Below are 11,852 nucleotides of genomic sequence, written 5' to 3' on the forward strand. Positions count from 1 at the left end.
ACGATCCTAAAATGATTAAAAAGAAAACCATTTTTTCAATTGGTTTTCAAAATGGCTTTATTTTACAAACCACTCAATTCCTATACTTCTTCCTCTTTAAATTTCATCACTAAATTCAATGCTTCTGGTATCACATCGCTGCACAACACGATAAGTGAACCTTTTTGAGCATTTTTAATGGCATACGTAATGGCTTCTTTTTCCGAAGGAATGATGGTGGTCTTTTTGTTGGGATCTTTCATTTTTATACCGTCGTTCAACATATTGATCAACTCCTCCTCTGTTCTTCCTCTCAATCGCTTATCTTGGCGAATAATAATTTCGTCGAACATATCTGCTGCAATGCTTCCAATTTGATTGGTATCTTCTTCTCTTCTATCGCCCACACCAGCTATTATTCCCACTTTAACTGTGGCTTCTATACTGTCAGTAAATTTCTTCAATGCCAACATTCCTGATGGATTGTGCGCATAATCTAACAATACAGTGAAATTTTTAAACTTAAAGAAGTTCAACCTACCTGGAGTTTGAGTGGCCGAAGGTATAAAAGTCGTCAGTGCCGCTTTCATGTCTTCAATACTGATTCCTCTCACATTTGCCGCGAGCACTGCTGGCAAAATATTCTGAATCATAAAGGTCGCCTTTCCATCATAGGTCAATGGAATCTCTTTGGCTTCCATAATCCGCATTTTCCATGTGCCTCGGCAAATGGTAATGAATCCGTTTTCGTAGATCGCAGTGATTCCACCCAACTTTTGTAACGCCTTGATTCTAGGATTTTCTTCGTTCATAGAAAACAATGCGAGGTTGCTTTTAATCGTTTTTCGCATGTCATACACCAAGTCGTCATCGGCATTTAAGATAGCATATCCATCTGGCAAAACGGTCTCTGGCAATACGCCTTTCACTTTTGCCAATTGCTCAATGGTGTGAATTCCTTTCAATCCTAAATGGTCTGCATCGACATTGGTCACAATAGCCACATCACAGTTTTTAAACCCCAATCCTGCTCTCAATAATCCGCCTCTAGCACATTCCAACACCGCAAAGTTGACCGTCGGATCTTTCAATACAAATTCTGCACTACTTGGCCCGGTGCAATCTCCTTTCATCAACATTCTATTCTGAATGTAAACGCCATCACTGGTGGTATATCCCACTCTAAACCCTCTCATTTTTGCCATGTGTGCAATCAATCGAGAAGTCGTTGTTTTCCCATTGGTTCCTGTAATGGCAACAATCGGAATTCGTCCGGTGTCGCCTTGATTTGGAAATAATTTATCAACCACCGGCGCAGCCACATTTCGAGGCAACCCTTTAGTTGGCGCTAAGTGCATTCTAAAGCCAGGTCCTGCATTTACTTCTAAAACTGCTCCTCCGGTCTCATCCAAAGGAATACTGATGTTAGTCGTCATGATATCAATTCCACAAATATCGAGGTCGATAATTTTTGAAATCCGCTCGGCCATTGAAACATTTGCCGGATGCACAATGTCTGTCACATCTTCTGCCGTTCCACCTGTACTTAGATTGGCTGTGTCTTTTAAAGTCACCACCTCATCCTTTTTTGGGATTGTGTCTACTGTGTATCCAATAGCTGACAAAATACTCTCTGTCAAACTATTGATTGTTATTTTAGTCAATATATTTTCATGCCCAAAACCACGTCTAGGATCTTCATTTGTTTTGTTTACCAACTCTGCAATGGTGGAAACCCCATCTCCGATCACATGAGCTGCCGTTCGCTTAGCTACCGCAACAAATACATGGTTCACCACCAACAATCGGTAATCGTCTCCAGTAATGTATCGCTCGATAATCACTTTAGCTGATACTTCTTTGGCTTCACGAAAAGCCACTAGAGCGTCTTCATAATTGTTGACATTCACCGTAATGCCTCTTCCATGGTTGCCATTGATTGGTTTAACCACCAACGGAAACCCAACGTAATTACACGCTTCTTGAACACTACTTTCACGGCTGATAATGTCTCCTTTAGGCACCGCCACTTCCGCTTGCTCTAGTAATTCTTTGGTGTCTTCTTTGTCGCAAGCTAACTCTACACCAATACTGCTTGTTTCTGAGGTTACAGTGGCCTGAATTCTTTTCTGATTGGCGCCATAACCCAACTGACAAAGCGAATATTTATTCAATCTTATCCAAGGAATACCTCTACTTTCAGCTTCTTCCACAATAGAACCTGTGCTTGGCCCTAATCGCTCGGCTTCCCGCAATTCTCGCATTTCTTGAATGTCTGCTTCTAAATCATATTCTTTTCCTTCTATTAGCGCTTCACAAATAGCGACTGCAGATTTTGCCGCAAATCGGCCTACATTCTCCTCTAGGTAGGAAAAGACCACATTATAAACGCCTTTTTCTCCATAATCTCTGGTTCGCCCAAAACCAGTATCCATTCCTGCTAACGTTTGAATCTCTAATGCGATGTGCTCGATAATGTGCCCCATCCAAGTTCCTTCCTCCACGCGTTCAAAAAATCCTCCTGCAGTTCCTACCGAGCATCGATGACTGTACATACTCGGAAACATGTCTTGCAATCGCTTATTAAAACCTTCAATTTTGTTGGAAGGATATTCTTCCATTTCTTCCAAATCCAACACCATTACAATTAATTTATGGCGGCGAACCGACCAATAATTAGGACCTCGCATGGCATTTATTTCTATAATTTTCATAAAGGATTGATATTTAATAATAAGAATGAATTCGTTAAAGTTATAATATATTTTTTAACTATTGTCGTATTTTTGCACCCTAAATTTATGTCGAAATGAAGGTAAAGGGAACATTAATTCCAATCGGGGGGAACGAAGACAAAGGATTAGATAAGAATGAAAAATATACCTTGGAGTATATTGAAGATGGCATTCTTGCTCGTGTGGTGAAAGAAGCTGGTGGAACCGATAAATTGATCGTAATTGTACCTACTGCTTCAAGTATTCCTGATGAAGTTATGGAAACATACCTGATTGCTTTTCAAAAACTAGGTTGTACAAACCTTGAGGTAATGGACATCCGAAATCGAAAAGATGCTGAGAAAAGCGAGTACATCGATTTGATGAAGAAAGCAGATTGCATTATGTTTTCAGGTGGAGATCAATCTAAAATTGTAAAATACATTGGCAAGACGGAAATTCACGACATTATTTTGAGTCGTTATCAAAATGAGCACTTTGTGATAGCAGGAACCAGTGCAGGAGCTATGTGCATGAGCCATGAAATGATCACTGGTGGTAGCAGTACAGAGGCCTTTGTAAAAGGGGCCGTAAATATGGGTCAGGGAATGAGTTTTCAACCTAACCTCATCATTGATTCACATTTTATTCGTCGAGGGCGCTTTGGAAGATTGGCAGAAGCTGTTGCAAAATTTCCAAAATTAGTGGGTGTTGGATTAGCAGAAGATACTGGATTGGTGATCAAAGAAAGCAATCAATGCGAAGTGATTGGTTCTGGAATGATTATCCTTTTTAATCCGAGAAAATTAAGGCACAACAATGAGAAATCATTGGCGCCAAACTCTCCAATGACGCTAAACAATTTAGTAACACACATTTTAGTGGGTGGGGATCAGTTTGTGGTGAAGAAACGCAAATTGCAAATCTCCCCAATTCATGCTCGCAAAGAATCGGTCTAATACTATTTAGTAGTCAGAATTAGCCTTAAAAAGGACAACACTCATCGAACTGCACCGCATGAACGGAGGAGTTCGATGAGTCACTTAGTCTTTATAAATCTGGATAACTGCTTCACTTGTAGAAGTGCGTTTTCCACGGTACATCCCTTCAGTATTGAAAGGCATGGCGATATTACCCATTGCATCCACTGCAATTAAACCACCATCGCCACCAATTTCAAGCACTTTTTTATGAATTACTTCTGACGCAGCTTCCTCTAAACTCATTCCTTTGTATTCCATCAGGCAAGAGACATCATAAGCGACCACTGCTCGAATAAAAAACTCTCCACTTCCAGTGCAACTTATTGCACAGGTTTTATTATTGGCATACGTTCCGGCGCCAATCATTGGGCTATCTCCTACTCTGCCCCATTTTTTATTGGTCATTCCGCCTGTGGAAGTTGCAGCCGCCAAATTTCCATGAATATCGCAAGCTACAGCGCCTACAGTACCAAACTTACTTTCCTTTTTAACACTGTGGTCCAATTGAAAATCTTCGGTATTTTTAATTTGATGCCATTGCTGGTAGCGCAATTCGTCGTAGAAATAACTCGGTGACTCTAAATTATAATTCTGTTCTTTCGCAAATTGCATGGCTCCTTCTCCAGCCAAAAATACATGTTGGCTTTTTTCCATGACGTCTTTCGCCAATGCTATTGGATTCTTTATTCCGGTAATCAACGACACTGAACCGGCTTTCAATTCTTTCCCTTCCATGATAGACGCATCCATTTCATGCGTTCCTTCGTGGGTAAAAACACTTCCTTTTCCTGCATTAAAAAGTGGTGAATCTTCCATCACTTTAACTGCCAATTCAACAGCCTCAAGCGAGGTTCCACCATTTTCTAACAAATCATAACCACAATTCAATGCCGTTGATAAAACAGCTTTGTAAGCAGCTTCTTTTTCGGGAGTCATCTGACCTTTTAAAAGGGTTCCTGCACCTCCATGTATGGCGATTGAAAAGCGTTTTTCCATTGTCTATTATTTTTTAAAATAAATTTTACACGAAGTTAAGGTCTTATCTGGAATAATGAATTTTATAGTGAAGACCTTTTGGGGGAATGAGGGGTGTTTTTGGGAAGTTTTTGCCGAAGGGTTGTAAAACCCTAAGTGACTTTAACAAAATCCCAATTACTCCATTCTAACTTTTTACTTAAATTGCAATTCAGTTAACAGATCAGCCAACTTAAATTATAAACCCATTCCCAACCGACTGTTCCTCATGAATTCAAAAAAACGTTTAATCCTGATTTTGACCATCTCTACTCTATTTTTTGGGTGTAAGAAAGATGTTGATGAATTTAAAGACATTTCTATTCAACCAGTGAGTCATACTGATACTTTGATATTAAATCCATATGGAAATGCCCCTTTGAGCGCTATCAATTATTACCAAACCGACCAACAATGCAAAGTGGAGTTAGTCGTTAAATCTAAAACAGATGGTGAACCTAACTTCACTAAGTCTTTCAATAACTACGAGCAAGTGCATCAGACTCCTATTTTAGGATTATACCCTGATTTTTTAAACACTGTTTATATCAATTACTACAATACATCAGGTGATCTCGTTCATCAGCAAATTAAAACCATTCAAACAGAACCATTGATTGATGGAATGCCTGAAATTATAATCCGAAAAGCCGAGTTAAATAATATGGAACCAGGTTTCACTTTAGTGAGTTATTGGGGTAGTGATAATCCACATAAACCTTTCATTATGGATCATTACGGTAACATTAGGTGGTACTTGGATTTTACTGAACATGCTCAATTAACCACTTTAAATTATGCAAATGGAATTGAGCGACTTCAAAATGGAAACTATTATTTTGGAGATTTGGGTACACATTCCATTTATGAAGTCTCTCCATTAGGCAAAGTGACAAATACATGGGGACTTGCTAATTTTGAGTTTCACCACAATGTGCAAGAAAAGAAAGATGGTAATTTTTTAGTCACCACTTCAAAAACGGATAGTCAACATTCAAACGGTAAATTTTGTGTCGAAGACTTCGTAGTTGAAGTAAATAGAAGCTCAGGGAATATTTCAAACGTATGGGATTTAAAAAATTCGTTGGATGAAAATAGAAGTACACTCACTCCAATAAATAATACTGCTAATGAAGTCGACTGGTTTCATGGAAATGGGGTAGTTGAAGATCCTACTGATCAAACTATAATAGTTTCCGGCAGAACACAAGGTGTTGTAAAATTGGATGCTCAAAATAAGCCGTTGTGGATATTAGCTAATCACAAAGGTTGGGACAGCAGCAGAAATGAATCTAACCTAAAACAGTATTTATTAACGCCTTTAGACGCCAGTGGTACGCCAATTCTAGACACTAACATATTGTATGGAAATCAAAATCATCCAGATTTCGAATGGCCGTGGTATCAGCATGCCCCTAAGTTGATGCCAAATGGTAATTTATTAGTATTTGACAACGGTGACAATCGGAACTATGAAGGAACCGCTCACTATAGCCGTGCAGTAGAATATGAGATTGATGAATCCAACCTAACAGTGAAACAAATTTGGAGCTATGGAAAAAGTAGAGGTGATGAAACTTTTGCTCTATATGTTTCTGATGTTGATTACTTACCAATTAAAAATAACATTTTATTCTCCCCAGGTTTTAGTACAAACAATAGTGGGAAATTGGGTGGAAAAATAGTTGAGATCGACTATGCATCAAAGAATGTTGTGTTTGAGGTAGCAATAAACCCACCAGGAGGATTTATTACCCTGCATCGAGCAGAGAGATTAACCTTATATCCTTGATGACATTTATTGAAGCTAACTTTTGATTGACAAAATCACTAATCCTTCGACTCTATTTGTGTAAGCTAATTATCTTTCTTACTTTTTAGCCTTCTACAAAATTTAGATTTATGTTGAGAAAATATTTGTCTGTCGTTTTCCTTTTTACAATTACACTCCTACACATCAACCACTTAAATGCGCAAACCAAAAGCATTGACGCTGCGAATTCCAAGCTGGTTGTTGGAATAGCAGGTAGTGCGCCATTTGTATTAATAAAGAATGGCGATCCTAAAGGGTTAGCGATAGAAATTTGGCAAGACATTGCCCTCAAAAAAGACTGGAAATACAGCTACAAAGAGTTCGCAACGGTAGAAAATGCGTTGCATGCTTTAAATAACAATGAAATAGATCTAGTAGTTGGCCCCATAAGCATTACCTCTAAGCGATTGGAACACATGCGATTTTCACAACCTTTTTACAATTCAAGTTTGGCTATCGTTTCTCGGTCCGAACAGATGAGTTTATGGAAAAGAATAAAGCCCATTTTTAGTTTTAAACTATTAGGAGCCGTTGGAATTTTCCTAGTTATTCTCGCATTTGTGGGCACCTTATTGTGGCTGGCAGAGCGTAAAAAATCACCGGATCAATTTCCAAATGATGCGCTTAATGGCATTGGCACTGGAATGTGGTTGGCAATTGTAACCATGAGCACCACTGGTTATGGCGACAAAGCTCCCATCACTTTAAAAGGAAGAATTATTGCTGGAAGCTGGATGATTATCTCCATTATCTTTGCCACTTCAATGGTGGCAGGAATTGCGAGTACATTAACGATTTCATCCTTGGGAACAACTTCTGTTACTAATATTGAACAATTATCAAGAAGAAAAGTATCCACTATTGTCAATTCTCCTTCCGAGGTCTTTTTAAAAGAATATAAATCTAAAATTACTAGAGCTCTTGATTTAAATGAAGCATTTACCTTACTAAACAACAAAGAGGTAGATGCCGTGGTTTACGATCGTCCGCAATTATTGCATTACCTTAAAAAAAATAATAGTCAAAATTTATACCTTGCAAAAGCTGAGTATTATAAACAAGGATATGGATTTGCTTTTCCACCGAATAGTACACTTGTTTATGATGTCAATAGAGCACTATTGGAGCTTACCGAAGACCAAGAAACCCAACGAATAGTGAATTACTATTTGGATAAAGATGAGTAATATGAATCCTAAAATTGATGATTTAATCGCCAATGTAAAACAGTGGTCAACTGAATTTAAACGCTTGAGAAGCATCCTTTTAGAGTGCGGCTTAACAGAAGAATTAAAATGGAAAAATCCGTGTTATACATTCGAAAATTCAAACATTGTAATGATTGGTGGATTTAAAGACTATTGCACCCTTAGTTTCTTTAAAGGAGTTTTACTGAATGATTCCGCTCAGCTATTGGAATCCCCAGGGGAGAATTCTCAAACTGTTCGAATGGCAAAATTTACCAATGTAAAGGAAATAGAATCCATTCATGATACCTTGAAAGCTTATATTTTTGAAGCCATTGAAATAGAAAAGGCAGGAATAAAAGTTGAAATGAAGAAAAGTAAGAACTTGAATTTAACTGATGAATTAATCGGTGAAATGAAAAAAAGTCCTGAATTCAAAAAAGCATTTAATGCGCTAACTCCGGGGCGACAACGGGGATATCATTTATACTTTTCCGCTGCTAAACAATCCAAAACCAGATTGGAAAGAATAGAGAAATATCGCCAACGAATTTTAGATGGAATCGGTTTTCACGATTGTGTTTGTGGTCATTCTAAGCGAATGCCAACATGTGATGGATCACACAAGTATTTATAAAAAAGGACGAGGTGTCCCCAACTACCTCGCCCCTAAAAAGTCTAAATCTAGCGCGTCTTCAACTTAGTGACTACTTTCTTCTCATAAGCCCAAACGAAATTTCCGTCCATACTTAATGTTTGCTGAGAATCCTTCTTCGCATTGTATTTCACATAAGTGCAATCATCTAAATTAAAAGCAGCGAAATCATTGCTTGCTGTTACCATTAATAAAATATTATCAATTTGCTTCATTGGCTCAGATCGCTTGTATTTGTTACCATATTTAAACGAACCATCAGCTTGACTGAACGCAGAAACACCTTTTTCACCGATTACGATAATTTTATCATTGTGCTTTCTGATTTGAGTCGCATTCCCTACTCCACCATTTTTTACATCCACTTCATAGTTTACTGAGCCGTCAGCACTCTTTATTGAGTACAATGCTTTTCCGCTACTTACGTAAATATTTTCACCTTCAGAAAATGAATTGGTAATCCCTTTCTTAAATCGCTCTGTATCCCAAGCTAGAGTCCCATCACTTGTATTAAAAGCTTGCAATCCATTTGGTTTTACATTTTCATAATACACTTTATCCGTATATGTCCAAGTAGTAGTGCCAGAGTTTACATCCTTAGATACATTCATATATCTGCCTTGATATTCTACTACCCCACCAATTTGAATCACTACTTTATCATCCTTTACAAATAAGTTCGGAATACACTTAGCCCCTTTTATTTCAGCACTCTCCCAAATCAGTTTTCCGGTATTGGCATCGTATTTTTTAATCTTTTGATCTCTTTTCCTTGTCGTTTCTACGATATAAACATCATTTCCAACTCTTACAGGTTTTGCTGTCGTTTCATAGACTCCGATCTTAGTAAATCCAGATATACTACCTCGAGAAGAAACAGTTCCAGGTCTTTTTACATCAGGGGTTGCATCATATGTAGCCGTCCATAAGGTAGCACCAGTATTAAAGTCAAACACTTGAAGTCCATTCAATTCTAAGAATAATTTATCTCCTTTTCTATTCAAATCATAAATTCTCTCTTTAGTGATTACTTTACTTTCTGCGATTCCACTGTATTTTGTATTCCACTTTATGTTACCATTGCTCAAATCAATTCTAGCCATCTGATTTCTAAAAGCTTTAAACAATGACAGCAAATGTGAAGGTGCTACATTTAGAACAACGATGTCCCCATCTTCATATAAATATTGACCAATAGCTCCAATAAACTGCTTGGTCTCCCACTTCTCTTCACCAGTTTGTGCATCTACGAAAACCAATCCGTCTGTTAACGATAACAAAAAGCCTTTCTTTTCAGCCAAATAACTAATTGTACCATCAGTTAAACCTTGGTATTTTTCACTTTCCCAAAGTACTTTTCCATTGGTTAAATTGATCACTGCCAATTTATCTTTTCCTATTTTTTTGTCGAACAAAAACATCGCATCTGATTCCCAAAATGGAATCAATTCATCAATTTTTCGCAAGTTTGGAGTTATTTCTTTGAATTTATTGGACCAAACTACTTCTCCATTTGAAGTTTTAAAGACGGTTATTTCTTTGTCAGTTGCGATGTAACTCACCTCTCCATCTCCTTCCAATCCAGTTCCCACTCGTTCGGTTTGATGATCGTATTTTACTGACCAAGCTTCATTCATATCTTCTTGAGCAAATAAACCTAAACTCAAGAAAGCGAAACCTGTAATGGCTAATAATTGCTTTTTCATAATGTGATTTTTAGTGTATAGTTGAATTGTTTAAAATTTGAATTCGTATTGAAATTGATAACTGCGATCCTTGGGCATTTTAAAAGGAAACCGCATGGACTTTACGTAATCTTTAAGTGCATTCTGTTGTTTTACTTCACCAGTTCTTTCCAAAGCATGAATCGTATAAACCTCCCCCTTAGTTCCTCCAATGGTAATGTTGAAAGTATAGCTTCCTTTCATTCCATAATTGTCCGACCATTCTTTAAAATCTCCTGCTTGCATCGCATTATCTAGCGCTTTAGTTGCAGCTTCTATTACTTGATTTTGTTCATTATAGAATGGCTTTTTCTGAGCATATGAAGTACTCATCAACACCACAAACAGTAGACTTAAAACAATCTTTAAATGATTTTTCATGTTTTATTTTTTTGCGATTAATAATCAGGTGTGTATTTATTGTATTTCCACTTTATCAGTGAATTACCATAAGCAATCAATACATATTCATCATCTGGAGTAAAAATAAAACTTGCGTTACTTCCAGCATAAATGTTATTTTTAGCATTCTTCCAAACCTTATTCTGAGTATCGTATTGATCTGAAATAGATCCACTTTCTACATTGTAAATATTGATAGCCGGAAAACGTTCAACGGTTGAAATCCCAAAATAATCTCCATTAGGACTGTACATAAAGTCTGGCTGCATGGTGCTTCTTCCTAAATAAGATTCTCGGATAGGTTGGTAATTTGATTGTGGCAATGCTACGTTTACATATGAGTTTTGAGCAATATTGAAACTCAATAACTTTTTACCATCAGGCGTGTATTTCAACATGCTTATGTTGTCGTAAAATTCAGGAACGACACTTTTTAGTTCTTGCGTTTTTGCATCATATATTGAAATCAAAAACTTATACTTTGCAGCTGACTTTATAGTTTTTTTATTGACTTTTCGGTCCACCAACATTTTAATGTCTGCCTTAGTCGGTTTTTGAACAATTGCAAAGTCTTTTCCATCAGGACTAATCGCCATCGCATTTGTAGCACCTTCCGGTTTAAATTTTCGAATGGATTTTCCATTTACAAGATCAATTACTTCTAAATTTCCATTGTCCAACAATATCAGGTATTGCTCATCAAATGAAATCTTTAAATCATTAATCATCTTGTATTGATGAATGACCTTATCTGTTTTTAAATCGATTACAGCATACCCTCCCTTTCGAGAGGTCTTGGTGGAATAGTATTCTGCCACCCGTTCCTGAAGCAACAGGTAATTTCCTTTTGCAGAATATTGAACGGTATATCCAGAATAATCCCGATCCATTGAAATTTTTCTTAGAATGGATCTAGCGTTATAATCATAAATAAAAACGGCATTCATTTTCCCACCTACTAATGCGACTTCCTTCCCATCCGGAGACAAGTCAATTCCAGTGATGTTGATGGCATCATCTGTCACTTGCCATTTATCATACTGTTCATTGATATTTTGGCTATTAGCCAACAATGGATAAACAAGAATGACTATTAAAAATAAATAATTTTTCATCTGATTTAGTGGTTTCATTAAAAGTTAGAAACGATTGTATTAATCTACAATTCCTTCCTTCAAAGCATACTTAATCATTTGAGCCAAGTTGTGAACGCCCAGTTTGTTCCGAATATTAGTTCGATGAGAATCTACCGTTCGGTGACTAATTTCTAATAACCGTCCAATTTGAGTATTGGAATGTCCGTTCGCAATGTGCCTCAAAACCTCTGTTTCTCTATTGGTTAGCACTTCCATTTCTTTAAGTTCTGCTTTCTTCATGAGAT

The 11,852-nt window shown here is 37.2% G+C and carries 10 protein-coding genes; 4 read left to right on the forward strand and 6 right to left on the reverse strand.

Annotated elements, in window-relative coordinates; translation table 11 throughout:
* Window positions 1–80 precede the first annotated feature (80 nt).
* Window positions 81–2,693 carry a cyanophycin synthetase gene (cphA, locus tag ACTB0X_RS11910; protein ID WP_463025252.1) on the reverse strand — a complete coding sequence of 871 codons (2,613 nt, stop codon included), beginning with the start codon at window positions 2,691–2,693 and terminating at the stop codon, window positions 81–83.
* A gap of 95 nt (window positions 2,694–2,788) precedes the next feature.
* Between cphA and ACTB0X_RS11915 the strand changes: the two genes are divergently transcribed.
* The gene (locus ACTB0X_RS11915) at window positions 2,789–3,652 is read left to right on the forward strand and encodes a cyanophycinase (RefSeq protein WP_463025253.1); all 864 of its coding nucleotides are present in this window, start codon (window positions 2,789–2,791) and stop codon (window positions 3,650–3,652) included.
* Window positions 3,653–3,736: 84 nt separating this feature from the next.
* Here the strand turns inward: ACTB0X_RS11915 and ACTB0X_RS11920 are convergent, their stop codons facing one another.
* Window positions 3,737–4,672, reverse strand: coding sequence for an isoaspartyl peptidase/L-asparaginase family protein (locus ACTB0X_RS11920; protein WP_463025254.1), 936 nt, complete (start codon window positions 4,670–4,672; stop codon window positions 3,737–3,739).
* 247 nt (window positions 4,673–4,919) lie between these two features.
* Here ACTB0X_RS11920 and ACTB0X_RS11925 point away from each other — a divergent pair, with 247 nt between their 5' ends.
* The 3 genes from ACTB0X_RS11925 to ACTB0X_RS11935 all read left to right on the forward strand — a co-directional run bounded on the left by ACTB0X_RS11925 (window position 4,920) and on the right by ACTB0X_RS11935 (window position 8,327).
* A complete protein-coding gene (locus ACTB0X_RS11925) occupies window positions 4,920–6,482 on the forward strand; it encodes an aryl-sulfate sulfotransferase (RefSeq protein WP_463025255.1) in 1,563 nt (520 codons plus the stop codon).
* A 110-nt stretch (window positions 6,483–6,592) separates the two neighbouring features.
* Complete coding sequence (locus ACTB0X_RS11930) at window positions 6,593–7,690, forward strand: transporter substrate-binding domain-containing protein (RefSeq protein WP_463025256.1); 1,098 nt, start codon at window positions 6,593–6,595, stop codon at window positions 7,688–7,690.
* Window position 7,691: 1 nt separating this feature from the next.
* Window positions 7,692–8,327, forward strand: a complete 636-nt coding sequence (locus ACTB0X_RS11935) for a DUF1801 domain-containing protein (protein ID WP_463025257.1) — start codon at window positions 7,692–7,694, stop codon at window positions 8,325–8,327.
* 47 nt (window positions 8,328–8,374) lie between these two features.
* Here the strand turns inward: ACTB0X_RS11935 and ACTB0X_RS11940 are convergent, their stop codons facing one another.
* Genes ACTB0X_RS11940 through ACTB0X_RS11955 form a run of 4 tightly spaced genes read right to left on the reverse strand, consistent with a single transcriptional unit; the run spans window position 8,375 to window position 11,847 of the window.
* On the reverse strand, window positions 8,375–10,051 hold the full coding sequence (locus ACTB0X_RS11940; RefSeq protein ID WP_463025258.1) for an outer membrane protein assembly factor BamB family protein: 1,677 nt from the start codon (window positions 10,049–10,051) through the stop codon (window positions 8,375–8,377).
* Between the two features lie 30 nt (window positions 10,052–10,081).
* A complete protein-coding gene (locus tag ACTB0X_RS11945) occupies window positions 10,082–10,450 on the reverse strand; it encodes a hypothetical protein (protein WP_463025259.1) in 369 nt (122 codons plus the stop codon).
* A gap of 17 nt (window positions 10,451–10,467) precedes the next feature.
* On the reverse strand, window positions 10,468–11,586 hold the full coding sequence (locus ACTB0X_RS11950) for a WD40 repeat domain-containing protein (protein ID WP_463025260.1): 1,119 nt from the start codon (window positions 11,584–11,586) through the stop codon (window positions 10,468–10,470).
* 39 nt (window positions 11,587–11,625) lie between these two features.
* Window positions 11,626–11,847: a response regulator transcription factor gene (locus ACTB0X_RS11955; protein WP_463025261.1), complete on the reverse strand. Its 222-nt coding sequence runs from the start codon at window positions 11,845–11,847 to the stop codon at window positions 11,626–11,628.
* Window positions 11,848–11,852: the final 5 nt, after the last annotated feature.

This window comes from Acidiluteibacter sp. (assembly GCF_055129545.1).

What these genes read in the sequence shown, in the direction of transcription:
- cphA (WP_463025252.1), bottom strand. Translation starts at nt 2,693, where the DNA reads ATGAAAATTATAGAAATAAATGCCATGCGAGGTCCTAATTATTGGTCG.
- ACTB0X_RS11915 (WP_463025253.1), top strand. Translation starts at nt 2,789, where the DNA reads ATGAAGGTAAAGGGAACATTAATTCCAATCGGGGGGAACGAAGACAAA.
- ACTB0X_RS11920 (WP_463025254.1), bottom strand. Translation starts at nt 4,672, where the DNA reads ATGGAAAAACGCTTTTCAATCGCCATACATGGAGGTGCAGGAACCCTT.
- ACTB0X_RS11925 (WP_463025255.1), top strand. Translation starts at nt 4,920, where the DNA reads ATGAATTCAAAAAAACGTTTAATCCTGATTTTGACCATCTCTACTCTA.
- ACTB0X_RS11930 (WP_463025256.1), top strand. Translation starts at nt 6,593, where the DNA reads ATGTTGAGAAAATATTTGTCTGTCGTTTTCCTTTTTACAATTACACTC.
- ACTB0X_RS11935 (WP_463025257.1), top strand. Translation starts at nt 7,692, where the DNA reads ATGAATCCTAAAATTGATGATTTAATCGCCAATGTAAAACAGTGGTCA.
- ACTB0X_RS11940 (WP_463025258.1), bottom strand. Translation starts at nt 10,051, where the DNA reads ATGAAAAAGCAATTATTAGCCATTACAGGTTTCGCTTTCTTGAGTTTA.
- ACTB0X_RS11945 (WP_463025259.1), bottom strand. Translation starts at nt 10,450, where the DNA reads ATGAAAAATCATTTAAAGATTGTTTTAAGTCTACTGTTTGTGGTGTTG.
- ACTB0X_RS11950 (WP_463025260.1), bottom strand. Translation starts at nt 11,586, where the DNA reads ATGAAAAATTATTTATTTTTAATAGTCATTCTTGTTTATCCATTGTTG.
- ACTB0X_RS11955 (WP_463025261.1), bottom strand. Translation starts at nt 11,847, where the DNA reads ATGAAGAAAGCAGAACTTAAAGAAATGGAAGTGCTAACCAATAGAGAA.